The following is a 23,228-nucleotide window of genomic DNA, read 5'->3' as shown; positions in this document are numbered from 1 at the left end:
GCTCAAACTTCATCTGGCCATTTCCTCGCGCCGTGTTGGACGAACAGAATTTCTATCTGAGTGTCCTTCACCCGATACGCGACGATGTAGGGCGTGCCGGGAATCACCAGCTCACGAGTGCCTTTGATTTCACCGATTCGTCCGATGAACGGATTGGCGGATAACAGCCGAGCGGTCTTGGAATGAATGTCATTGACGACCCGGGCAGCGGCCCGCGGATTGTATTGGCCGATGTAGTCGCCGATTGATGCAAGCTCGATCTGATAGTGTCGGGTCCAGACAATTCGCACAGAGCGTTATGCCTGACCGTATTTGTTGAGAACGGCCGCGATCTCTTCCTCGTTGGCGAAGTCGCCACGATCGGCGGCCTCGATTCCCGCCTGAACGCCGGCGATCCACTTTTCCTGCCAGGCCAGAGAACGGCCATGGGACAGGGCATCCTCAATGATCTGATCGCGGGTCAGGGTCGAGCGCGAGGTCAACATTTCGATCCGGCGGTTCAAATCCTCGGATATTTCTATGTTGTTCTTCATAGGTTTAGTCTGCCATATCAGGCGAATGCCTGCCAAGAAGTTTCGCGCGGCGCGGGGGATCGGCCATGAAAGATGTACTGAAGGAACTCGAGCGCCGCCGCGAGATCGCCCGCATGGGCGGCGGCCAGGTCCGCATCGATGCCCAGCACAAGAAGGGCAAGCTCACCGCGCGCGAACGCATCGAGGTGTTTCTCGACGAGGGCTCGTTCGAGGAATTCGACATGTATGTCGAGCACCGCTCGACCGACTTCGGCATGGAGAACACCAAGATCGCCGGCGACGGCGTCGTCACCGGCTGGGGCACCGTCAACGGCCGCCCGGTCTACCTCTTCGCCAAGGACTTTACCGTATTCGGCGGCTCGCTGTCGGAAGCGCATGCCGAGAAGGTCATCAAGGTGCAGGAGATGGCGCTCCGCAACCGGGCGCCGATCATCGGCCTCTACGATGCTGGCGGCGCGCGCATCCAGGAAGGCGTGGCAGCACTCGGCGGCTATGCCGAGATTTTTCAGCGCAACGTGCTGGCCTCAGGCGTCATTCCGCAGATTTCTGTCATCATGGGACCGTGCGCCGGCGGCGACGTCTATTCGCCTGCCATGACCGACTTCATCTTCATGGTGCGCGACACTTCCTACATGTTCGTTACTGGGCCGGATGTGGTGAAGACCGTGACCAACGAGACGGTGACCGCCGAGAGCCTCGGCGGCGCCTCCGTCCACACGACGAAATCCTCGATCGCCGACGGCGCCTATGACAATGACGTCGAGGCGCTGTTGCAGATGCGCCGGCTGGTCGACCTGTTGCCGGCCTCCAACACGTCGGAGCTTCCCGAGATCGAATGCTACCAGTCGGTCACCGACCATGATTTGTCGCTCGACCGGCTGATTCCCGACAACGCCAACAAGCCCTACGACATCAAGGAACTGATCCTGAAGGTCGCCGATGAAGGCGACTTCTTCGAAATCCAGCAGAATTTTGCCAAGAACATCGTCACCGGCTTCGGACGCGTCGAGGGCCGCACCGTCGGCTTCGTCGCCAACCAGCCGATGGTGCTGGCCGGCGTGCTCGATTCCGACGCCAGCCGCAAGGCCGCGCGCTTTGTGCGCTTCTGCGACTGTTTTTCGATCCCGATCGTCACCTTCGTCGATGTCCCCGGCTTCCTGCCGGGTACGGCGCAGGAATATGGCGGGCTGATCAAGCATGGCGCGAAGCTCCTGTTCGCCTATGCCGAGGCCACCGTGCCGAAGATCACCGTCATCACCCGCAAAGCCTATGGCGGCGCCTATGACGTGATGGCGTCAAAGCATCTGCGCGGCGACATGAACTACGCCTGGCCGACCGCGCAGATCGCGGTGATGGGCGCCAGGGGAGCGGTCGAGATCATCTACCGCAAGGACATCGGTGACGCCGAAAAGATCGCAGCCCACACAAAGGCTTACGAGGATCGCTTCCTGTCGCCCTTCGTCGCCGCCGAGCGCGGCTATGTCGACGAGGTGATCATGCCGCACTCGACCCGCCGCCGCATCGCGCGCGCGCTGCGCATGCTGCGCAACAAGGACATGCAGAACCCCTGGAAGAAGCACGACAACATCCCGCTGTGAGGCGTCGCTGGGCATCTATCCGAGGAGGTAACCGTCGGGCAGCTCACTCCTCTTCCGCCGCACCAAACCCCGCTCCCATCGTGGCACGGACAGGGCTGCCCCATGGCGTTGCGTGGTTGTCGATGCGCATCTGGAAGATGAAGTAAGTCGGCGAGCAGAAGCCGATGCCTTTCACCTTGCCGATGCCCGGCGTGTCCGGCGGCAGCGACTGGCACATATAGTCCTCGCGGCAGAAATGATCGGCCGAACACGCCGGCCGGTTGCCGCGATTGACGGCGCCGCCGAGACATTGGTCGAAATTGTTGGTGGCCACGCAGATGTCGAATTTCTTGCCGCCGACCAGCCCGCAGATTTCGTTCGGCATCGGCTTGCCGGCTTTGAAGGCCGCGAAAGCACGGTCCTTGTCGTCGCAGCCGCGATAGGCGATGCCTCCAGGCACGCCGATCTTCGGCGGACGGCAGGTGTAGGCGGTACGGGAAATGTCCGGGGCGAAGGCCGCGAACTGGCCCGATCTGCTGTAGCGGTCGTTGAAAGGCTGCGCCGCGTTGCTGGCGATCGAGCCGGTCAGGCAGGGATGGCCGGAAAACATTTTTTCGCTGTCCTTGGGCAGCAGGCATTGCGCCAGTTTCGTGTGCACGCCCGAAGCGGTGGCCAGCGGCGTGCAGATGGTATCACTGCTGCACTGCCAGGTCGCGCCGAAGCGGGTCGCATCTTCCTGCATCAGGCACGGCATGGCCATCTCCGCCGGCGCGTAATCGACCGCGCCGGCGTTCGTCCAGACCGCCGGCGGCGCAAAGGAGAGCGGACGGAAGCGGTTCGGCTGCTTGCCTTCGGCCGTGGCGGCCAGCCACGCCTGGCGCCGCGGGATCTCGGCATGAAGATGCGGCGAAACCCCGACCTCGATGCGGTTCAACGGCGATGTCGTCTTGTCGTCTAGCCCGATGAAATGGAAACCGGCGGTCGAACCGGCCTGATGGCACCCCTGGCAGGCGCCATTGTCCAATCGTTCGACCAGCGCTTCCGGCGTGCGCACGAGTTTCAGCGCGGAATAATCGAGCGATGCGAATTCCTCAGGTTGGAATAATTGCGTAAACGGGTGATTGGCCTGCCGCGCACTGCCGAAGGTCGACCATGAAATAATCTTTCTGGCCAGGAACTCGTCGGGAATTTCATAAACGCCTTCATCGACCGCCGGCAGATTGGCGCCGACATAGGCGGCAAGCCGTGCTTTCAGCGCCGCGTCCTGCGAGAGCCGTGCGGTGTCGGGCGTGTTCTCCAGCGGCTTCTCGCTGATAGCAGCGCCATCGATGCCGAATACCCGCATGAGATAGGCGGCTTGGCCACCGAACTCGGTTTCCTGTCCGGAGGGGAAGCGCACCACCTGCGCGTTGAGCTCCAGCTGCTTGAAGGTCAGCCCGGCCTTCTCCAGCGGCCCGCCGGTCAGCCAGCCGGCATCGACGGCCTCGTCAAGCTGTGGCGTCCAGCGCCCAGCAGCGCCGACGCAGCCGCCATCGGCATCGGGGGCGGCGCTGTAGACGGCATTGAAATTGAACGGCAGGCGCGACGCCAGCAGCTTGCCGCTTTTGCGGAAGCTGTAGGCCAGGCGGTAGACGAAGCGCACCTCGCCGCAGTTCCTGTCGCCTTGCAGCCGCGTGAAATCGCGACGGTCGAGCCGGTTGACGATGCCGACCAACCGGAGGCGCGCGGCATCGGTCTTCAGCCAGCGCATGTCCATGATGCGGCCGACATTGCCGTCGGTTATCTCGTAGAGCGGCCGCCCACCGGCTTTCATCTCGGCGCGCAATGCCGCAACATCAGAGGCAACGATGTCGACGATGGCGTGATAGGCGGGTGCCTCGTCGTAAAGCGTCTTTAGACCGTCCTCGCCGTCGACGCCGAAAACGTCGACGAAGCCGAAACCCTTGGCATCGAGTGCGGCGAGCACCGCCGGATCGTCGACGATGATCACAGGGCCCTCGGCGCGCGCCGTCGACGCCACGAAGACGGCAAAGAGTGTGGCAAGCAGCAGAGCCAGGGCGCGGTTCATGGAACAGCCATGCGCGCGTCGAAGAGTTCACGCAACACCGGCAGCAGCGCCAGCGGCAGATCCTCGGCGATCAAGCCGGGTCCGAACCGGCTGCCGGCTTCGGCATGCAGCCACACCGCCGCGCAGGTGCCCTCGAAGGGCGGCATGCCTTGTGCGAGCAAACCGGCAATGATGCCCGACAGCACGTCGCCTGACCCGGCTGTGGCCAGCCACGGTGCACCGTTGGAGTTGATCGCCGCTTTGCCATCGGGCGCTGCTATGACCGTGTCGGCGCCCTTGTAGACGATGACGGCATTGGCCCGCGCTGCGGCCGCCCGCGCCTTGTCCAATTTCGACATGGTTTTGTCCCCGGCGATATCTGGGAACAAGCGGCCGAATTCACCCTCATGCGGCGTGATCACCAACGCTGGCGCGTTCAGGTGACGGGCGGCTTCGAACAGCGACTGCGGCTGATGGGCCATAGATGTAATGGCGTCAGCATCAAGCACGATCGCTCCTCCGTGGTTTGCGGTTTGCGATGCGCGTGCACCCTCCGCCAAGGTCTTGATCAGTTGCAGGGCGAAATCGCCGACCTTGGGCTTTGGCCCGAGCCCCGGTCCAAACACCAGCGCCTCGGGATGGCGCGCCGTCAGAAATTCCTGCACCTCCTCGAGTGACCCCGCCTCTCGCAGCATGATCGAGGTGAGGTGTGTCGCGTTCACCTGCAGGGCATTGCCAGGCGACAGCACGGTGACCGCCCCTGCCCCGCTTCTCGCGGCGGCCATCGCCGACAGCCGCGCCGCACCGGTAGCACTCGGGCCGCCGGAAAAGACGCCGACATGGCCGCGCTTGTATTTGTGCGCATCGACCGCCGGCAGGGGAAATTCCCGCAACCACAGGTCCGGCACATTCTCGAAGGTCGAGACAGCGAGCTGGGCGATGATGCCGTCATCGATGCCGATATCGGCGAGCACGATTTCACCGCATTGCCCGCGCCCCGGCAGCAGCAAGTGGCCGGGCTTTTTCCGCGCGAAGGTGACGGTGACCTCGGCACGAAACGCCCTGCCCAATATTTCGCCGCTGGCACCCGAAACGCCCGACGGCAGGTCGATCGCGACCACAGGCAGGCGCAGGGCTGTCACGGTATCGACGGCCTTCGCGGCATCGCCGGAAAGCGGCTTGGACAGCCCTGCCCCATAGAGCGCGTCGATCACGATCGAGCCGAACTCGGCGTCGAAATCAGACAGCGGCCGGGACTTGATCAGTGATTCCGCGGCGGCGAGCGCCGCATCGCTTTCCGGCCTCGGCGCTCCGGATGACCAGATCGTTGTGCCGACGCCGCTGCCGGCCAGGAGGCGTGCGACGACATAGCCATCGCCGCCATTGTTGCCGGGCCCGCACAGCACATGGATGTGCTTTGCCGAGGGATAGCGCTTGAGAACCTCGGCCGCGACCGCTGCGCCCGCGCGCCGCATCAGACTGATTCCATCGGCCGGACCGGCCGCGATCGTCAGCCGATCAGCCGCGGTCATTTCGGCGGGGACAAGAAGTTCGTTGCTCATGGATTGCCGATCCGCATGCTATCAAGCATTGTCCAATTTCGATCCTAAGCAAACAAGGGGGAGTTGCCGAGATCTGCGGCCATAACGTCGGGACGAAGGCATCGCGGGCAGAAAATTGCCTGCGGGATAGGCGATGTGCCTGATTTTTGTGCGGACGCGGGTGTTGGCGCTGTGTAGGCTCTGGCAGCCCATGCCGCTTCCGGTGCAGTGAATGACGCGAATTTGCATCCCGGTGCGGCGCGGCTTTGAAATCTTATGAGACCGCTTAGAATCCGCTGAATTGGCACAGTTCGTGCTTGATGGAGGCGCAAGCGGGGGGTCACAACCCGTTTTTTTGGCAGTGGAGGCCACTTTTTACATGAAAAAGATCGAAGCGATCATCAAGCCATTCAAGCTGGACGAAGTGAAGGAAGCGCTTCAGGAAGCCGGACTGCAAGGCATCACTGTCACCGAGGCAAAAGGCTTCGGTCGTCAGAAGGGCCACACCGAACTCTATCGCGGCGCCGAATATGTCGTCGATTTCCTGCCCAAGGTGAAGATCGAGGTCGTGCTTGGCGACGACGCGGTCGAAGGCGCCATTGAGGCCATCCGCAAGGCGGCCCAGACGGGCCGCATCGGTGACGGCAAGATCTTCGTCTCCAACATCGAGGAAGTCGTGCGGATCCGCACCGGCGAAACGGGCATGGACGCGGTCTGAACCGACCGCCCCATCCTCCTGAAAACGTCATCATCAAAAAAAGTCATCACACAGGGATACACGACATGACGACAGCCAAAGACATCATGAAGCAGATCAAGGACAACGACGTGAAATTCGTCGACCTGCGCTTCACAGACCCGAAGGGCAAGCTGCAACACGTGACGATGGATGTCATCGAGGTCGAGGAAGACATGTTCGCCGATGGCGTGATGTTCGACGGCTCGTCGATTGCCGGCTGGAAGGCCATCAACGAGTCCGACATGGTGCTGATGCCCGACCCGGAAACGGTTCACATGGATCCGTTCTTCGCCCAGTCAACCATGGTCATCCTGTGCGACATCCTCGATCCGGTTTCGGGTGAATCCTACAACCGCGATCCGCGCGGCACGGCCAAGAAGGCCGAGGCTTACATGAAGGCCGAAGGCATCGGCGACACCATCTTTGTCGGCCCGGAAGCCGAATTTTTCGTCTTCGACGACGTGAAGTACAAGGCCGATCCCTACAACACCGGTTTCAAGCTCGACTCCACGGAACTGCCGTCGAACGACGACACCGACTACGAGACCGGCAATCTCGGCCACCGTCCGCGCGTCAAGGGAGGCTACTTCCCGGTGCCGCCGATCGACAGCGCGCAGGACATGCGCTCGGAAATGCTGACCGTGCTCGCCGAGATGGGCGTGCGCGTCGAAAAGCATCACCATGAGGTGGCGGCGGCGCAGCACGAACTCGGCATCAAGTTCGACGCACTGGTACGCAACGCCGACAAGATGCTGATCTACAAATATGTCGTGCACCAGGTCGCCAATGCCTACGGCAAGACGGCGACCTTCATGCCGAAGCCGATCTTCGGCGACAACGGCTCGGGCATGCACGTCCACATGTCGATCTGGAAGAACGGCAAGCCGACCTTCGCCGGCAATGAATATGCCGGTCTGTCGGAAAGCTGCCTGTTCTTCATCGGCGGCGTCATCAAGCATGCCAAGGCGATCAACGCATTCACCAACCCGCTGACCAATTCCTACAAGCGCCTAGTGCCGGGTTACGAAGCGCCGGTTCTGCTCGCCTATTCGGCGCGCAACCGCTCGGCGTCCTGCCGTATACCGTTCGGCTCGTCGCCGAAGGCCAAGCGCGTCGAGGTCCGCTTCCCCGATCCGGGCGCGAACCCCTACCTCGCCTTCTCCGCGCTGCTGATGGCCGGCCTCGACGGCATCAAGAACAAGATCCATCCCGGCCAGCCGATGGACAAGGATCTCTACGACCTGCCGCCGAAGGAGCTGAAGAAGATCCCGACCGTTTGCGGCTCGCTGCGCGAAGCCCTGCAGAGCCTCGACAAGGACCGCGGCTTCCTGAAGGCTGGCGGCGTCTTCGACGACGACCAGATCGACAGCTACATCGAGCTGAAGATGGCCGAAGTGATGCGCTTCGAAATGACCCCGCATCCGGTCGAATACGATATGTATTACTCTGTCTGAGATTTCAATCTCAGCCTAAGATTCGATATTATAATCAGGCCCTTGATAGATTTCCGTCTTTCAAGGGCCTTTTGCCGCGTCTGACAGGTCGTGCCTATGGATCGGGCCGGCCTCGCCCGCGTCGGCGATACGCTTCGAAGCCGCCGACCCCTGATACTCTCGAGTGCAGCTATCTGCAACGAATAGTCGACTTACATGCGGTCGGTTTGGATACTGCGTTTCGTTCAACTTACCCCATTCATTGCCGTCGATCTGGCGGCGATGCGGACGATACAATAGCGGTCCTCACGCCCATTGAGTGGAGGAGCCAGGCTGCGAAAGGTGGCATGGGACCGTTCTATCGGCCATCGCGCGCCACCAATGGCTATGATAGCCTGTTGGAATTTGACGTAATCGGACGTGATAGTCGAGTGGACTCATATCTTGACATAGCCGCGAAGGTTCTCAGGGCGTCCAAGCGCCCGATGAGCGCTCACGCCATCATTAGCGCGGCATACCGGGCTGGCATCGTGCCGGAGCACCTGTACGGCAAAACGCAATACAAGACTTTGCAGGCACGACTCAGCGAAGAGATTCTGTACAACCGCCGTCACACCTTGTTTTACCGGACCGAACCCGGCGTCTTCTTCTTGACCGAGTTTATGTCGGACCCGACAATTCCACAGAAATTTAAGGCCCCATTTCCTGCACGGCGTCGGACACGGGATCTCATGAATGAACCGTGTTTGGCATTGTCGACGCGATACGTCATGTCCGATAGGTTTTCGCAACTTCATACGTGGCACGAATTGGTCGAAGATGCGGAGCGCCACAATGCGCTCAAATATGTCGACCCCAAAGCCACGTCTGCTGATTTCACGATGATTTGGTCTTTCTCGCTTGTAAGGCGGGCCGAAAGCGTTCTCTCTTACCGCATCGGACGCTATCGAGACGACCGAGACCAGTTCGCCAACCGTCGGACGATCGGCTTTCCCGGAATCGTGGGCTTTACCGACAATACGCTATTCTCGGATGGCGACTACGGTGCTGCTGAAGGGGCCCTTGATGCGTTACTAACAGACCTCGATTTGTCCTTGCGGGCGTTCACGAACGACGGACGTGTCGAGCTTCCAGCATCGACGGATATTGTCGTGCTTGATCGTGACGAAGTTCGTCCGACAATACTGCTAATAATGCAGTGGAATTGTCCTGCTTGGTTCGAGCCGACCACTCGGCGTCTTTCGTTGAATGATGTATGCTGGTTCGATATTTCGTCGAGAATCAACAATAGAGACGACTTAGAACCTTGGTCCCGCGCTGCACTGGAATGCATCCGCAGACAGCAGTTGTGAATGGCGCTCCCTCAGATTATTCCCCCTCAACAAACAGCATTTATTAGGTTCGAACTGGACCATGGTGATGCGCGCCGCCGTAAGAAAATCCTACAGGATGTTTCTCGAATGTATCGCGGCGGAGCACGGTTCAACGCCGAGAGCTTGGAAGCCATCGAAACCACGATTGACGGCCTTCTGCTACAAAGCAATCAGGATCGGAAGGTGGTGCGGTGGGGCCTCAATGCACTAGGTCAACTTGGCCGCCGAATGGTGTCCGATAATCCCGTCAAGCTTGCGCTGAAGCACTATGATGGCGATCCGGAAATAACTGCGGCGGGTATCGCCGCACTGTCGACCATGTATTCCGGTCGCCTAGAAGAAGTCGACCAGTTTCGGAATTGTGATCCTTGCCTGCGTACCTTAGCCGCGCTCCAGAACACTGACCCCAAGTTTCTCGACCTCTCCAGCGTGCGCATCGACATCGACAAGGCCGATAAAGAGATTCTGAAACTGGCACTGATCACTGTCGGCCTTAACAAGGATGTCGACAACCTCTTCCATCCACGACACAGCAACGGGCAGATCGTAAAGGCGCTCGGCACGTATCCGGATGACATCGTCGTCCAATATTCGGTCTGGGCAATCATTGAAAACCAGAAGTTGGGAATGCACGATTTGGGTGTCAACACGCACCCGGTGGACGTACTCCCTTCGAACGTGCAGGCCAAGATCATGCAGCTTGTCGCGATGCGCGAGCATGATCATGACAAGCGACATCGCATTATGCTCGACGGACCGTACCTTCCACATGCCGAAGCGCGGGAAGGAATGGCAAAGGGATTGCTTACGGTCTACTACGAGGGCTTGGAGGGTATCACCCTTGATTGGTCCAAGCAGGAAGCCGTCGAGTATGTGCGGAAGCTGCTCGCTCAGCATTTCGCGCGGTTCTCAAATGTCTGCATCTTGTACGAAGAAGAAGCTTTGAAGCTTTTCGCGGCAAATCCGGAGCTACGAGACCATCTGCTGCTCGGAGCAGAGGGACAACCGCTCTATCGGCGGCTGCGCATGCAAGACCTGCGGATGGGCACCGCCGATCTATTTGGTGGGGAGGATGAGTTTATGCAGTCGATCAAGCGACAAGGCAAACCCGAGAAGAGGGCCATCAAGGTGCTCATCCTGTCGGCTGCCCCAAAGGACGCCGATCGGCTGCGATTGGACCAAGAGGCACGCGACCTTAAGGAAAAGCTGCGGGCTGTCGAAAGAAAGGTCGTCACGATTGAGGTCGTCAATGAATGGGCTGTACGTGTCGACCAGATTCAGGATGCTCTCTTCAATGGGAAGCCCCAGGTCCTCCATTTCAGTGGGCATGGTGACATCGGGACCTTGTTTTTCGAAGATCGGAACGGGAATGCGGCACCGGTAGACGCGAAAGCGTTCGGCGAGTTAGTCAGCCTACATGCCGATTCCGTTCAGTGCGTAATCCTCAGCGCGTGCTTTTCCGAGGAAGTAGCGAAAGCGGTGCGTGTGCACGTTAAGTGGGTCATCGGCTGTGACAAGTCGATCGCTGACGACGCGGCAATAGCATTCTCGCGCGCCTTTTATCGTGCCCTTGCGAATGGTGAGGACTACGAGAAGGCCTTCCGCCACGCCCGCAATGAGATTTCACTGCATGGGATGAGTAGAGAGGCCGACAAATACAAGCTCATTTGATGCTCAGTTCTTCGGTTAGGCGAACTTACCATTGGACAGACAGAGGGCTCGTGCGTGGATATACCGGTACTGGACAAAGACCTTGAGCGGGAGCAATTCGCAATCGATAGCTTGGCCCTCTTCAAGCTCTTCTCCCGCTTCGAATATGCCATGAAGAGGAGCGACTTTATCAAGCAAGGTTCCTTCGACTCGGCCGAGCCAGATTGGAAAGCATTTGCAACGGCTTTGGGTCCCGACTTTTTCGCCCGTGTAAACGGGAATGAGAAAATGCGTATACTCATCGACAAGCCGCCGAGTCAGTTAAAGTTCAAACCGGCCGCGCCGCCCGAGCCACCTAACGCTGAATGGACCTCCCGAACGTATGCACAGGATACCGAAGGGCTGATCGAAAGCCTTAAGCAGGTCCGAAACAATCTCTTCCATGGAGACAAGGGAAGTCCTCCCGACGTCGGCCGCGACAGCAAGCTGATGGGGGCGGCCTATGCGGTATTGATGGAAGTGCTGGTTTGGATCGAAGACGCAGAAATTCGAAAACAGAGATTCGCGTCATTCGTGGATAAGGTGACGATGCCATTGATGTTCTGATCTCCGGCGAGGGAATAGGCTTCCGCCAGACCCGATAGTCATGCCTGCCGATAGGCCTGCTCTACGGCCTGCGACAGCCGAACCGAGCAGCGCTTCTGCTTTGAATTTTCAACGATCGCGCGGAAGCGTGGGTTGATGAGCGCGGCTCATTGGCACGCACGACACGTCAATCCGGTGACGTTAGCCTCAGGTTCATCAAAGTCTGGTGGAAGACAAGCGGATGACTGTCGGTCGCCAACGTTGGAGCCAGGAGCGAGCGGAGCACTGTCTCAGGCTACAGTGACCGCTCGTCCGGCGCCCACGCCAATGCCGCCGTTCAGAAAACCCCGCCCGTCCGAACAGCATCGCGTGACGTAACCCCAAGGCCTGCGAATACGCATGCCGTAGCGTGATCTGTCAACGCTGCAAGCCGGGCCGCGAATGACCGATTCTGCTGTATGAACAGATGCTTATGGAAGGTCCACTGCCCCAGATAAGGGCTGGAAAAGGCGCTTTTCCGGGCTTTATAGGGAGTGATCGCCGGAGGCTCACATGGCTGCGGCCAGAACTTCCGGGCGATTTGCGACCGCGTGAATTCCCTGACTTTTTCTGGGTATGTTTTACCTGGAATGCCGTCAGCCGGGTAACGGCCAAAAAAGAACCCCGGCGCGAAACGCCGGGGTCATCTTGTCATGCAGTCCGAAACGCTTACGCGGCGGCCGAAACCTGAGCGCTTGCCGGAACCGAGGCGATCGTCTTCAGGATCTGCGAGGCGATCTGGTAGGGGTCGCCCTGCGAGTTCGGACGGCGGTCTTCCAGATAACCCTTGTAGTCGCTCTTGATGAAGGAATGCGGCACGCGGATCGAGGCGCCACGGTCGGCAATGCCATAGCTGAACCGGTTCCACGGCGCGGTCTCGTGCTTGCCGGTCAAACGCTTGTCGTTGTCCGGGCCGTAGACGGCGATGTGATCCATCAGGTTCTTGTCGAAGGCCGCCATCAGCGCTTCGAAATAGGCCTTGCCGCCGACTTCGCGCATATAGGCGGTCGAGAAATTGGCGTGCATGCCCGAGCCGTTCCAGTCGGTGTCGCCGAGCGGCTTGCAATGGTATTCAATGTCGATGCCGTACTTCTCGGTCAGGCGCTGCATCAAATAGCGGGCCATCCACATCTGGTCGGCGGCTTTCTTGGAGCCCTTGCCGAAAATCTGGAATTCCCACTGGCCCTTGGCCACTTCGGCGTTGATGCCTTCGTGGTTGATGCCGGCGGCGAGGCAGAGGTCGAGATGCTCCTCGACGATCTGGCGCGCAACGGAGCCGACATTGGAATAGCCGACGCCGGTGTAGTACGGACCCTGGGGTGCGGGATAGCCGCTCTCGGGGAAGCCGAGCGGCCGGCCGTCCTTGTAGAAGAAATATTCCTGCTCGAAGCCGAACCAGGCGCCCTCGTCATCGAGGATGGTGGCGCGCTTGTTGGAGGCATGCGGCGTGACGCCATCGGGCATCATGACTTCGCACATGACCAGCACGCCGTTGGTACGGGCGGGATCCGGATAGACCGCAACCGGCTTCAGCACGCAATCGGAGCTGTGCCCTTCGGCCTGCTGGGTCGAGGAACCATCGAAGCCCCACAGCGGCAACTGCTCGAGATCAGGGAATTCGGCGAATTCCTTGATCTGCGTCTTGCCGCGAAGGTTGGGGACCGGGGTATATCCATCGAGCCAGATATACTCGAGCTTGTATTTCGTCATTCTAGCCTCTCGTTGCTTGATCACCGAACACTGAACGGCGTCGACATGCGTCTGCCGTCAGCAGCCGGCCTGCCGCATTCTTAAAATGCAATTCGTGTGCCATTCTTGGTGTGAAGGGTGCGGCAAAATTGACCCGGTATCCACTCGAAGTCGGTGATCCGCCTAAGCGATGCGTTCCGATCAATCACAGTCGTTCTTTGCACAAATAGTGTGCAATTGCTGATCTTTTCATAGGCATATTGCCTAACTTGATTGCAGACCTTATCTTCGGATCAAGTTGAATCGAAAAGGTTCGGCAGAAGAAAGGAACCCGGCAATGGAAATCATTTCCACACGACCGTCGGCCACAATTTTGATGTTCCCGGTGGCAGCGCGCGCCGCTGCCTCAAATTTGAGCGGCAAGGCTAAGTTTGCGGCAGAGCTTGCCTCGCTGCGTGGTGCCCGCGCAGACTTCGGCGACGGCTGGTACCATGAGGCAGCCATCGAGGATGAGACCCGGGGCCGCAAGAGCTGACACAAAGGGCAGCAGCCCTCGCCAACGAATTGGCCTGAAAAGAGAAAGCCCGGCGCGATTGCTCGCGCCGGGCTTTCTTTTGAACACCGGGCCTGCCTACTCCTTGGCGTGCAGGTCGGTGCCGAGCGTATCCTTGACGAAGATCATGCCGATGACCAGCGTTATCGCCGCGATCACCACCGGATACCAAAGGCCATAGTAGATGTCGCCCTTATAGGCGCTGAGCGCGAACACGGTTGCCGGCAGCAGGCCGCCGAACCAGCCATTGCCGATGTGATAGGGCAACGACATGCCGGTGTAGCGAATGCGGGTCGGGAACATCTCGACCAGGATCGCCGCGATCGGCCCATAGACCATGGTCACGAACAGCACCAGGATGAACAGGATGCCGATCGTCATTGGCCAGTTCACTGCTGCAGGATCGGCGAACATGGCGAACGCGCCACCACCCGGAATGTTGTAGACGGTGACTTCGGGTGCGCCCGCCGCCTCGTCGGTGGTCAGCAGCTTGTCCTTGACTGCCTGGTCGATCGGCACCGTCGCCCTCTCACCGGCACGGATGGCAGCGGCATCCAGCTTCAGTTCCGGGTTGGCGGCAACAAACGCATCGAGCTTCTGGTCCGCAACCTTGGCTGCCGCGCGCTTCAGCGGATAGCCGCCGTCCTGCAGCGACATGTTGACGGCCTTGATGAAGGCGGCTTCCTTGGCCTTGGCCTGATCGCCGGCGGCGATGGCGTCATAGGACTCGACCGTCTCGTTGCCGATCTTGACAGATGCGGGTGTGCCGGCGGCGGCCGTCGACACGACGTCATAGGGAACCGAGTTCTTGGTCAGGAACGAGGTCGCGATATCGCAGGATGTCGTGAACTTCGCGGTACCCACCGGATTGAACTGGAACTTGCAATCTCCAGGTGCCGCCGTCACCGTCGCCCGCGTGTTCTGCTGGGCTGTGGCAAGCGCCGGATTGGCAGCCCAGGTCAGTGCCTTGAACAGCGGGAAGGTGCATACAATCGCTAAGGCAAGGCCCGCCATGATGATCGGCTTGCGGCCGATCTTGTCGGAGAGCCAGCCGAAGACGACGAAGAAGATCGAGCCTACTGCCAGGGCGATCGCGATCATGATGTTGACCGATTGCGCGTCGACCTTGAGCACGTTGGTCAGGAAGAACAGCGCATAGAACTGGCCGTTATACCAGACCACGGCCTGACCGGCGGTGAGGCCGAGCAGCGCCAGCAGTGCGATCTTGGCATTCTTCCATTGACCGAAGGCTTCCGTCAGCGGCGCCTTGGAGCCCTTGCCCTCATCCTTCATGCGCTGGAAGGTCGGCGATTCGGAAAGCGAAAGCCGGATCCAGATCGAGATGCCTAGCAGCAGGAAGGATACGAGGAACGGAATACGCCAGCCCCAGGCAGCATAGTTTTCCTTGCTCAATGAAGCCTGTACGATCAGGATCACAACCAGCGACAGGAACAGGCCCAGCGTCGCCGTGGTCTGGATCCACGAGGTGTAGTAGCCGCGCCGGTTGTCCGGCGCATGTTCGGCGACGTAAGTGGCCGCGCCGCCATATTCGCCACCCAGTGCCAGGCCCTGCAGCATGCGCAGGATGATCAGGATCACCGGAGCGGCGATGCCCAAAGTGGCATAGCCAGGCAGCAAGCCGACCAGGAAGGTCGACAGGCCCATGATCGTCATGGTGACGAGGAAAGTATATTTACGGCCGACAAGATCGCCGATGCGGCCGAACAGCAATGCGCCGAACGGGCGCACCAGGAAGCCGGCAGCGAAAGCCAGCAGCGCGAAGATATTGCGGGTCGCTTCCGGGATGGCTGGACTGAAAAAGGTCGAACCAATGAACACTGCCAGCGAGCCGTAGAGATAGAAATCATACCATTCGAAAACGGTGCCGAGCGAGGAAGCGAAGATGACTTTCTTCTCCTCCCGTGTCATGGCGCGGCTTGCTCCGCCGGCGGTCGATGCTATTGCCATTTCGTTATCCTCCCGTGAGACCCGTTCTCGATGCTGCGCAACACCGTCCGCGCTCTCCTCCGAGCACGGACTCAACGACAGCCATTCGGGAAAAATGACAGAAAGCGCCCGCCAAAGGCAGCGCGTCTTTGGGATTATGACTTTGGTATTAGGTGCGCTGCGGGATGAAACCGGGCGAGCTGGGAAAACCCCTTAGCCCTTGAGCGCTTCCAGCAGGCCGACAGCAGCCATCATGTCGTGCTTGCGAGCCGCGCGGCGGGCAACGGCTTCGGCGTCCTGCCCCCAATGCTCGATCTGCCAGTCCTCGTCGACATGAGCCGCGGCCCATGCAGCCTCAGCGTCGATCTCGCCGAAATCGACAGCCAGCGCCAGCAGCGCCGAACCTGTGAGCGACGTCATCACATGGATGGCGGCGAGACGCAGCGGCTCTGTTCGCTGGGCAAGATGGCTGCCCAGCACCGCGATGGTCTCACGCGGCTGCTCGACATGGATGATCCCCTCGGCGAGATTGAAGCGCACCCCAAGTGTTCCCCTCGCCCAGTCTATCACCGAGTCCCAATGCTGGTTCTGCCGCTCCACCAGCCCTTGCGGCGCGTCGGCGCGGTAACAGAGCAGATCGGACGAGGCGAAGCGCAGAATGTCTTCCAGCACCGCCTGCGGGTCGCTGGCGACGCCGTCGATGGCGGTGTTGACGAGGCGCATCACCGGCATGGTCACCGGATTGATGGTCTCGCTTTGGGCGGCGAACTCGTCGGCGACGAGCGCGGCTGCCGCTTCGGTAGGCACTGCCAGCAGCGCCTTGCCGGGCGTGCGCACCGGCTTGCCGTCGAGATACACGGCAAAGCCGCCTTCGACCGGCGCGACCGAGACGGTCTTGTAGAAGCGCTTCGGCAGAGGCGTCTTCATCTGGATCTGGGCGCGGCGCACCGGATCCGGATCCGAAAGATATTTGCCCGCTTCAAGGTCGTTGAGGATGTCACGCATAGAAGGTCTCTCTTACACCGGCGTCAGCTTGCGCACTGGCCGGTTGACGATGATCAGGCCGGCGGCAATCAGGCCAAGTGCCAGGAAAATGCGCATGGTCAGCGGCTCATTCAAGAACATGGCGCCGCACAGCACGCCGAAAACCGGCGACAGGAAAGTGAAACTGGACAGGCCTGACGCAGGATAGCGCCGCAACAGCCAGAACCACAGCACATAGGTGAAGGCGACGATGTAGACAGCCTGGAAGAGCAGCGCCAAGGTCGGCAGCACGGTCGGGTCGCGAACGGGCGGGCCGGCGAGAGGCAGCACCAATATGCCGACGATCGCTGCCCCGGCGAGTTGGTAAAGCAGAAGCTTCTCGGCGCTCGCCTCGACCAGCTTCGACCGCTTGATGAGGATGTTGGTCAAAGCCCAGAAGAATCCGGAGCCGAGGCTCAGCAGATCGCCGAACAGCATGTCTCCGCCGCCGCCAAGCTTGTCGGAAAACACCGCGACAAGGCCGGCAAAGGCCAGCAGCAGGCCAAGGAATTTCCTCAATGTGATCTGCTCACCGAGCAGGAAATGGCCGCCGAGCAGCATCCAGAACGGCATCGTGTTGACCAGCAGCGTGTTGCGGGCAACGGTCGTATGCTCCAGGCCGACATAAAGGCAAAGGAACTCGATGCCGAAAAGCGCGCCAACCACGATGCCGGCGAGCAAGGTCCCGTCGCGCGTGAAAAGCGCGATGCCGCGCCACCGGCACCAGGCAAAGACACATAGGCCGCCGATGATCGAGCGCGCGATCGACAGGAAGACCGGGTCATAGCCGGCGTAGGAGATCTTGGCGGCGACGTAATTCAACCCCCAGGAAAAGGTCAGCCCGACCATGATGGCGGCGGCGGCCATGTCGACCGTGTCGCGCCGGTCGAGCGCGTCACTGGCGCCGCTCACGATCAGTCCTCCGCGCTGGCGTCGTCGAAGCCGATCAGGTTCCAGCTCTGGCGCATGTGCGGCGGCATTGGCGCGGTGACATCGATGACGCCCTTGTCGGGATGCGGAATGATGATGCGGCGGGCGTGCAGATGCAGGCGGTTTTGAATGCCCCCTGGAAAGTCCCAGTTGGTGTCGGCCTCGAAATATTTCGGATCGCCCAGGATCGGGCAGCCGATGTAGGCGGCGTGGACACGAAGCTGGTGGGTGCGGCCCGTATAGGGCTCCATTTCAAGCCAGGTCATCGTCTGCGCAGCCTGCTCGATGATGCGGTAGTAGGAGACGGCGTGATCGGCGCCCTTTTCGCCATGCGCGGCGACACGCACGCGGTCACCGTCCGGCGTCGGCTCCTTGATCAGCCAAGTCGAGATCTTGTCCTCGCGCTTGGGCGGCACGCCCTTGACCAGCGCCCAATAGGTCTTCTTGGTCTCGCGGGCGCGAAACGCTTCCGAGAGCTTCATGGCGGCCAGCCGGGTGCGGGCGACGACCAGAACACCTGAAGTGTCGCGGTCGAGCCTGTGAACCAGTCTGGGCTTCTCGCCCTTCTGGCTGCGCCAGGCCTCCAGCATGTCGTCGACATTGCGGGTGACGCCCGAGCCGCCCTGCACCGCAAGGCCCGCCGGCTTGTTGAAGACGAAAACCTTGGGATCTTCATGGATCAGCATTTTCGACAGGACATCGGCATCGCCCTGGTTGCGGATCGAGTGGCCGGTCAGCGCACTCTCGCCCTTCTTGTCGACCTCGAGCGGTGGGACGCGAACCATCTGGCCGGGCTCGACACGGGTGTCGGCCTTGACCCGTCCGCCATCGACGCGGATCTGGCCGGAGCGCAGAAGCTTCTGCAAATGGCCGAAACCAAGGCCCGGGAAATGGGTCTTGAACCAGCGGTCGAGCCGCATGCCCGCCTCGCCGGCCTCCACCGTGATCTGTTCAACGCCTGCCATGTTTTTTGTCGCTTATCCGTTTCCCGAGCGAAGCTCGGCCTGTTCTTGGCGCGGCAATAGCACTAAGGCAGGCTTCTTGCGAGCCAAAGTCCCAGAAACAGGGCGATAATGGCGCCAATGACGCTGGCAAGGGCATAAGCCAGCGCAGGCAGCGTGGCTCCCCGCTCCCACAGCGTCGCGAAATCGAGCGAAAAGGCGGAGAAGGTGGTGAAGCCGCCGAGAATGCCGGTAGCAACGAACAGCCTGACCTCGTTCGATCCGCCACGGCGCATCATGGAGGCCATGAACAGCCCCATGGCGAAGGAGCCAATGATGTTGATGGCCATCGTGCCCCAGGGATAGCTGGGGCCGACAAAACGCAGCGCGCCGATGTTGGTAAGGTGACGAATTCCGGCGCCGATGCCGCCACCGACGACGACGAGAAGCAGATTGAACATCTTCGGTACTTCCCTGGGCTATTCAAATTCAGCCGATGCCGCCAACTGCATTGAGCGATTGCCTGCTCAGGTCGTGCCGGCATTCTTCGGCTTGGTCGAACCGATCATCTTCCAGTTCTTGTAGAACATGGAATTGATGCGCTCGACGCTGACCGAGACGATTGAGAGCATGCCCGCGATCAGTCTGGGAACCGGAGACGGCCGGATGATGTCCATGAACACGCAGTAGCGGCGTCCGTCATACTCGTTGACCGAGCGATGCAGCAGCGTGTCGTCGAAGATGAACAGCGGATTGTCGTACCAATAATTCTTGACGTTGCCGCACTCGACGAAAATCTCCGACTTAACCGGGATCAGATTGTAGAGGATGCGCAGGCTGAGCCGCAGCGGGCCGAAATGCCAGGACGTCGATTCGCGCTTGCTGAAGACGGAAACGGCTATGGTCTTGATGTACTTGAAATCCTTGTTGAACTCGGCGACGTTGTCGATCCTGTGCTTACCGTACCACTGGTAGACATACATGCCGCGCCGGCCGGCGCCGAAATTGGCGTCAATGTCGGCAATGATCTCATCCTTGCGCGCCTTGAAGATGTCCAGGACCTCGTTGACCTCGCGCTGGTAGTCGGCGGGAAACTGCTCCAGCTTCCAGACGCCCGGATTTCTGTAGCACAAGAGGTCGACCAGCAGATTGAACGGCGAAAGCAGCCAGGTGAACAGGCCGTTACCGAGAAAATAGCCTGAGAACAGCGACAGATCCTTGCGGTCGTTGCGCAGCACGTCGATCAGGCCGCAGATGATGAAGATCGTCGTCAGGATGGGAATGAAATAGAAGCCAAGGGCGAGAAGCGGGATGGCAATGGCGAATTTGCGAAGGGACTTGCGAAGGGTTTTTGTCATTTTTCCACGCGCGGAGCGCGATCCTGTTGCGAATGAAGTGCCCAAATCACGGCAACGACCACCGCCCGGTCGTGCGCCTTGATAAGGTTTTTTGGGTTACCACACAACGGCCCTGCTATCGTGGCCGGCTGGCTGCCCGGTGGATCTGGTCAACGGCCTCACGCAAGCCTGCTACTCCCGCTCCTTGCGCAGCTTCGCCCAATAGTCGAGCCGCTTCCTGATGTCGCGCTCGAAGCCGCGCTCGGGCGGATCATAGAAGGTCTGGCGGCCCATCTTCTCGGGAAAATAATCCTGCCCCGAAAAGGCATCCGGCTCGTCATGATCGTAACGATAGCCGGCGCCGTAATCCTCCTCTTTCATCAGCTTTGTCGGTGCGTTGAGGATGTGCTTGGGCGGCAGCAGAGAGCCGTGTTCCTTGGCGGCCCGCGTGGCGGCCTTGAAAGCATTGTAGACGGCGTTGGATTTGGGCGCGGTGGCGAGATAGACGGTGGCCTCGGCAAACGCCAACTCGCCCTCGGGCGAGCCGAGATAGTCGTAGGCATCCTTGGCGGCATTGGCGACGACAAGCGCCTGCGGGTCGGCAAGGCCGATGTCTTCCATGGCCATGCGCACCAGCCGGCGGCCTAGATAGAGCGGATCCTCGCCGGCATCGAACATGCGTGCGAGATAGTAGAGAGCCGCGTCAGGGTCTGAACCGCGTACCGATTTGTGCAGCGCCGAGATCAGATTGTAATGGCCGTCCTGGCCCTTGTCGTAGATCGGCGCGCGGCGCTGGACGATGCGCTGCAGTCCCTCGGGATCGAAGACCTCGCCGGGTTTGGCTGCCCGCCAGACTTCTTCCGCGAGCGTCAGCGAGGCCCGGCCGTCGCCATCGCTCATGCGGATGAGCATGGTCCGCGCCTCGTCGTCGAGCGGCAGCGCCCTGCCCTCGGTCTCCTCCGCCCGCACCATCAGCTTGGAGATGCTCTCCTCGCCAAGCGAATGGAAGACCAGAACGCGCGCGCGTGACAACAAAGCGGCATTCAGTTCGAAGGACGGGTTTTCGGTCGTGGCGCCAACCAGCACGACTGTCCCGTCCTCCATGACCGGGAGAAAGCTGTCCTGCTGGGCACGGTTGAAGCGATGGATCTCGTCGACGAACAGCAAGGTCAGGCGGCCATTGGTGCGGCGCAATTTGGCCGCTTCGAACACCTTTTTCAGGTCGGCGACGCCGGAAAAGACAGCCGATATCTGCTCGAAGGCCAGGCTGGTTTCGCCGGCAAGCAGGCGCGCCACGGTGGTCTTGCCGGTGCCGGGCGGCCCCCAGAAGATCATCGAGCCGAGCGAGCCGGAACCGATCAACCGGGTCAGCGCGCCGTCAGGGCCGGTCAGATGCTCCTGGCCGACGACCTCGCCAAGGTTTCTCGGCCGCAGCCTGTCGGCCAGCGGCCGCCCAGGCGGGGTCTTTTCCGGTTCATCGACGCTGAACAGATCGGCCATGCACTTCTTTTTCGTTGGAGCATGAGCCCGAATGCACGGAACCCAGCCCTAATAACGCAACACCTGACGCATTATCTGCCCGCCACGCTCGACGGTAAAGCGCCACCAGCGCGTATCCGTCCTGGCCGCCAACTCCAGGGTCGCCGCGGTATCGATGGTGGTGCCGTTCACCTCGCGCACGATGTCGCCCGGCTGGAAGCCGAAATCGGCGGCCGGAGAATCACGGTTGATGTCGACCACGGTGACGCCCTTGATGTCCGTGCGCAGGCCAAGCCGCTGCGCGAGCCGGGGCGACAGCTCCGCGACCTTGGCGCCCGAAAACGGGCTGCGGCCATGCAGCGTCACCTCGGCAGCTTTCATGCCTTCCGGAGCACGCTCCAGCGCAATATCCATCGCCGCCTGCTGGCCCTTAGTCAAAACCGCGAAATTGGCGGTGGTGCCGATCGACAGCGTCGCCATCCGGTAGTCCAGCGCTTCGATGCTCTCGACCGGCTTGCCATTGAGTTGCAGCACCACGTCGCCGGGCTTGAGTCCTGCCTTGCCGGCCGGACCGGTCGCCTCGACCGACGAGACCAGCGCACCGGTCGGCTTCTCCATGCCGAGCGATTCGGCGATCTGCGGCGTCACCGATTCGAACTCGGCGCCGATATAGGGCCGTTCGAAGAAGTCGAGCCCGGCCTTGGCCGCGTCGGCAAAAGCGCGGACCATATTCGAGGGAATGGCGAAGCCGATGCCGATCGAACCGCCACTGCGGCTGTAGATGGCGGTGTTGATGCCGACCAGTTGGCCGCCCATGTTGATCAGCGCACCGCCGGAATTGCCCGGATTGATGGCGGCGTCGGTCTGGATGAAGAAGCTGGAATCGGAGACGCCGATATGGCTGCGGGCCAGGGCCGAGACGATGCCGCTGGTGGTGGTTTGGCCGACGCCGAAGGGGTTGCCGATGGCCAGCAGCAGGTCGCCGACCTCGAGCGCGTCGGAATCGCCGATGGCGATAACCGGAAACGGCTTGTCCGAGGTGATCTTGAGCACGGCAAGGTCGAGTGTCTCGTCCTTGAGCAGCACCTTGCTGTCGAACTCACGCCCATCAGCGGTCGCCACCTTGACCCGGTCGGCATCCTTGATGACGTGGTAATTGGTGACCACGACGCCGGTCGGATCGACCAGCACGCCGGAGCCGAGCGAAGACTGCGCACGCGGCTGCGAGCGACCGAAGAATTCCTCGAAGAACGGATCGCCATCGAAAGGCGACGTGACCTTGGCCGTCTGCGAGGCATAGACGTTGACCACGGCCGGGGCTGTCTGCTTGACCAGCGGCGCAAACGACAATTGCACCTCCTCGCGGCCGAAGGGTACGCGCTTGTCGGGACCAGCCGTGGCGTTTTCGCCTTCCACGCCATGAAGCAGGTCGGTCAGCACATCGGACAGGCCGGGATCGGTTTTCGTCTCCTCGGCCAATGCCTGCCTGACCACCGGTGCGGCCGCAAACGCCATGATGGCGAAAAGCAGAACAAAGGGCAGTCTTCTGGCGCGCATTCGCGAATCCTCCAAGGCAAGTTCGGGGGCATTGTCCCGACGATTGTGCAAAATGAAAGGCTAAGCCGCTGAAATCCGACTATTTTGGGCCAAAACCCCAGGGGCAAGCCAGGAAATCGGATTCCGCCGCGGTTTGCTGCTTTCAGAAAACAAAAAGGGGCCCGCAGGCCCCTCAGACTGCTGACAAACCCCTGGCATTTGCTGGGGGTTTTTGATTCACTGGGTCATGTTGAAGCGACCCGCCCCTGAACAGAC

Annotated in this window: 20 protein-coding genes; 7 read left to right on the top strand and 13 right to left on the bottom strand. The window is 60.7% G+C overall.

The annotated features are described in order from the left end of the window. Nucleotides 1-2: 2 nt before the first annotated feature. Together NKJ67_RS22390 and NKJ67_RS22385 are read right to left on the bottom strand one after the other, a co-directional pair. On the bottom strand, nt 3-290 hold the full coding sequence (locus tag NKJ67_RS22390; RefSeq protein ID WP_352583132.1) for a type II toxin-antitoxin system RelE/ParE family toxin: 288 nt from the start codon (nt 288-290) through the stop codon (nt 3-5). A gap of 6 nt (nt 291-296) precedes the next feature. Then, entirely contained in the window at nt 297-533 is a 237-nt protein-coding gene (locus NKJ67_RS22385) for a transcriptional regulator (RefSeq protein WP_352583267.1), read from the bottom strand. A 65-nt stretch (nt 534-598) separates the two neighbouring features. Between NKJ67_RS22385 and NKJ67_RS22380 the strand changes: the two genes are divergently transcribed. Then, entirely contained in the window at nt 599-2,131 is a 1,533-nt protein-coding gene (locus tag NKJ67_RS22380; protein WP_023812067.1) for an acyl-CoA carboxylase subunit beta, read from the top strand. Nucleotides 2,132-2,174: 43 nt separating this feature from the next. Here NKJ67_RS22380 and NKJ67_RS22375 read toward each other — a convergent pair whose 3' ends face one another. Next, nucleotides 2,175-4,178, bottom strand: coding sequence for a hypothetical protein (locus tag NKJ67_RS22375; RefSeq protein WP_352583131.1), 2,004 nt, complete (start codon nt 4,176-4,178; stop codon nt 2,175-2,177). After that, on the bottom strand, nt 4,175-5,719 hold the full coding sequence (locus NKJ67_RS22370) for an NAD(P)H-hydrate dehydratase (RefSeq protein WP_352583129.1): 1,545 nt from the start codon (nt 5,717-5,719) through the stop codon (nt 4,175-4,177). Before NKJ67_RS22370 ends, NKJ67_RS22375 begins: the two co-directional genes overlap by 4 nt. A gap of 358 nt (nt 5,720-6,077) precedes the next feature. On the opposite strand from NKJ67_RS22370, the gene NKJ67_RS22365 reads away from it, so the two are divergent. The 5 genes from NKJ67_RS22365 (at nt 6,078) to NKJ67_RS22345 (ending at nt 11,499) form a co-directional block, all read left to right on the top strand. Then, a complete protein-coding gene (locus NKJ67_RS22365; RefSeq protein ID WP_006205430.1) occupies nt 6,078-6,416 on the top strand; it encodes a P-II family nitrogen regulator in 339 nt (112 codons plus the stop codon). A 65-nt stretch (nt 6,417-6,481) separates the two neighbouring features. After that, a complete protein-coding gene (gene glnA / locus NKJ67_RS22360) occupies nt 6,482-7,891 on the top strand; it encodes a type I glutamate--ammonia ligase (protein WP_127269124.1) in 1,410 nt (469 codons plus the stop codon). Nucleotides 7,892-8,355: 464 nt separating this feature from the next. Then, nucleotides 8,356-9,222 carry a hypothetical protein gene (locus NKJ67_RS22355; protein ID WP_352583127.1) on the top strand — a complete coding sequence of 289 codons (867 nt, stop codon included), beginning with the start codon at nt 8,356-8,358 and terminating at the stop codon, nt 9,220-9,222. Continuing rightward, the gene (locus tag NKJ67_RS22350) at nt 9,223-10,914 is read left to right on the top strand and encodes a CHAT domain-containing protein (protein ID WP_352583125.1); all 1,692 of its coding nucleotides are present in this window, start codon (nt 9,223-9,225) and stop codon (nt 10,912-10,914) included. It begins immediately after the preceding gene. 54 nt (nt 10,915-10,968) lie between these two features. Continuing rightward, nucleotides 10,969-11,499: a hypothetical protein gene (locus tag NKJ67_RS22345; RefSeq protein WP_352583123.1), complete on the top strand. Its 531-nt coding sequence runs from the start codon at nt 10,969-10,971 to the stop codon at nt 11,497-11,499. Between the two features lie 687 nt (nt 11,500-12,186). On the opposite strand, the gene NKJ67_RS22340 is transcribed toward NKJ67_RS22345, so the two are convergent. Further along, nucleotides 12,187-13,227: a glutamine synthetase beta-grasp domain-containing protein gene (locus NKJ67_RS22340; RefSeq protein WP_127260164.1), complete on the bottom strand. Its 1,041-nt coding sequence runs from the start codon at nt 13,225-13,227 to the stop codon at nt 12,187-12,189. A 316-nt stretch (nt 13,228-13,543) separates the two neighbouring features. On the opposite strand from NKJ67_RS22340, the gene NKJ67_RS22335 reads away from it, so the two are divergent. Beyond that, the gene (locus NKJ67_RS22335; protein WP_127269123.1) at nt 13,544-13,741 is read left to right on the top strand and encodes a DUF2735 domain-containing protein; all 198 of its coding nucleotides are present in this window, start codon (nt 13,544-13,546) and stop codon (nt 13,739-13,741) included. Nucleotides 13,742-13,837: 96 nt separating this feature from the next. Here NKJ67_RS22335 and NKJ67_RS22330 read toward each other — a convergent pair whose 3' ends face one another. From NKJ67_RS22330 to NKJ67_RS22295, 8 genes are all read right to left on the bottom strand, one after another. Beyond that, nucleotides 13,838-15,727 (bottom strand): MFS transporter, encoded by a 1,890-nt coding sequence (locus tag NKJ67_RS22330; protein WP_352583120.1) that lies wholly within the window; start codon nt 15,725-15,727, stop codon nt 13,838-13,840. A gap of 192 nt (nt 15,728-15,919) precedes the next feature. Next, nucleotides 15,920-16,711: an ATP12 family chaperone protein gene (locus NKJ67_RS22325; protein ID WP_256746212.1), complete on the bottom strand. Its 792-nt coding sequence runs from the start codon at nt 16,709-16,711 to the stop codon at nt 15,920-15,922. A gap of 12 nt (nt 16,712-16,723) precedes the next feature. After that, nucleotides 16,724-17,596 carry a DMT family transporter gene (locus NKJ67_RS22320; RefSeq protein ID WP_164748929.1) on the bottom strand — a complete coding sequence of 291 codons (873 nt, stop codon included), beginning with the start codon at nt 17,594-17,596 and terminating at the stop codon, nt 16,724-16,726. 47 nt (nt 17,597-17,643) lie between these two features. Beyond that, nucleotides 17,644-18,624, bottom strand: coding sequence for an RluA family pseudouridine synthase (locus NKJ67_RS22315; RefSeq protein ID WP_127271590.1), 981 nt, complete (start codon nt 18,622-18,624; stop codon nt 17,644-17,646). A 62-nt stretch (nt 18,625-18,686) separates the two neighbouring features. Beyond that, nucleotides 18,687-19,061, bottom strand: a complete 375-nt coding sequence (gene crcB / locus NKJ67_RS22310) for a fluoride efflux transporter CrcB (RefSeq protein ID WP_352583118.1) — start codon at nt 19,059-19,061, stop codon at nt 18,687-18,689. Nucleotides 19,062-19,127: 66 nt separating this feature from the next. Beyond that, on the bottom strand, nt 19,128-19,958 hold the full coding sequence (locus tag NKJ67_RS22305; protein WP_127268773.1) for an aspartyl/asparaginyl beta-hydroxylase domain-containing protein: 831 nt from the start codon (nt 19,956-19,958) through the stop codon (nt 19,128-19,130). Nucleotides 19,959-20,129: 171 nt separating this feature from the next. Further along, entirely contained in the window at nt 20,130-21,437 is a 1,308-nt protein-coding gene (locus NKJ67_RS22300; protein ID WP_352583115.1) for a replication-associated recombination protein A, read from the bottom strand. A 48-nt stretch (nt 21,438-21,485) separates the two neighbouring features. Further along, nucleotides 21,486-22,973, bottom strand: coding sequence for a DegQ family serine endoprotease (locus tag NKJ67_RS22295; RefSeq protein ID WP_127330906.1), 1,488 nt, complete (start codon nt 22,971-22,973; stop codon nt 21,486-21,488). Between the last annotated feature and the right edge of the window lie 255 nt (nt 22,974-23,228).

The sequence above is a fragment of the Mesorhizobium sp. M0088 genome, assembly GCF_040322895.1.
Classification (GTDB): Bacteria; Pseudomonadota; Alphaproteobacteria; order Rhizobiales; family Rhizobiaceae; genus Mesorhizobium.
The sequence above is the reverse complement of the archived record's forward strand: the minus strand, read 5'-3'. Positions and strand labels throughout refer to the sequence as shown.

What these genes read in the sequence shown, in the direction of transcription:
- NKJ67_RS22335 (WP_127269123.1), top strand. Translation starts at nt 13,544, where the DNA reads ATGGAAATCATTTCCACACGACCGTCGGCCACAATTTTGATGTTCCCG.
- NKJ67_RS22325 (WP_256746212.1), bottom strand. Translation starts at nt 16,711, where the DNA reads ATGCGTGACATCCTCAACGACCTTGAAGCGGGCAAATATCTTTCGGAT.
- NKJ67_RS22340 (WP_127260164.1), bottom strand. Translation starts at nt 13,227, where the DNA reads ATGACGAAATACAAGCTCGAGTATATCTGGCTCGATGGATATACCCCG.
- NKJ67_RS22350 (WP_352583125.1), top strand. Translation starts at nt 9,223, where the DNA reads ATGGCGCTCCCTCAGATTATTCCCCCTCAACAAACAGCATTTATTAGG.
- NKJ67_RS22355 (WP_352583127.1), top strand. Translation starts at nt 8,356, where the DNA reads ATGAGCGCTCACGCCATCATTAGCGCGGCATACCGGGCTGGCATCGTG.
- NKJ67_RS22300 (WP_352583115.1), bottom strand. Translation starts at nt 21,437, where the DNA reads ATGGCCGATCTGTTCAGCGTCGATGAACCGGAAAAGACCCCGCCTGGG.
- NKJ67_RS22330 (WP_352583120.1), bottom strand. Translation starts at nt 15,727, where the DNA reads ATGGCAATAGCATCGACCGCCGGCGGAGCAAGCCGCGCCATGACACGG.
- crcB (WP_352583118.1), bottom strand. Translation starts at nt 19,061, where the DNA reads ATGTTCAATCTGCTTCTCGTCGTCGTCGGTGGCGGCATCGGCGCCGGA.
- NKJ67_RS22370 (WP_352583129.1), bottom strand. Translation starts at nt 5,719, where the DNA reads ATGAGCAACGAACTTCTTGTCCCCGCCGAAATGACCGCGGCTGATCGG.
- NKJ67_RS22295 (WP_127330906.1), bottom strand. Translation starts at nt 22,973, where the DNA reads ATGCGCGCCAGAAGACTGCCCTTTGTTCTGCTTTTCGCCATCATGGCG.
- NKJ67_RS22315 (WP_127271590.1), bottom strand. Translation starts at nt 18,624, where the DNA reads ATGGCAGGCGTTGAACAGATCACGGTGGAGGCCGGCGAGGCGGGCATG.
- glnA (WP_127269124.1), top strand. Translation starts at nt 6,482, where the DNA reads ATGACGACAGCCAAAGACATCATGAAGCAGATCAAGGACAACGACGTG.
- NKJ67_RS22320 (WP_164748929.1), bottom strand. Translation starts at nt 17,596, where the DNA reads ATGGCCGCCGCCGCCATCATGGTCGGGCTGACCTTTTCCTGGGGGTTG.
- NKJ67_RS22380 (WP_023812067.1), top strand. Translation starts at nt 599, where the DNA reads ATGAAAGATGTACTGAAGGAACTCGAGCGCCGCCGCGAGATCGCCCGC.
- NKJ67_RS22375 (WP_352583131.1), bottom strand. Translation starts at nt 4,178, where the DNA reads ATGAACCGCGCCCTGGCTCTGCTGCTTGCCACACTCTTTGCCGTCTTC.
- NKJ67_RS22365 (WP_006205430.1), top strand. Translation starts at nt 6,078, where the DNA reads ATGAAAAAGATCGAAGCGATCATCAAGCCATTCAAGCTGGACGAAGTG.
- NKJ67_RS22385 (WP_352583267.1), bottom strand. Translation starts at nt 533, where the DNA reads ATGAAGAACAACATAGAAATATCCGAGGATTTGAACCGCCGGATCGAA.
- NKJ67_RS22305 (WP_127268773.1), bottom strand. Translation starts at nt 19,958, where the DNA reads ATGACAAAAACCCTTCGCAAGTCCCTTCGCAAATTCGCCATTGCCATC.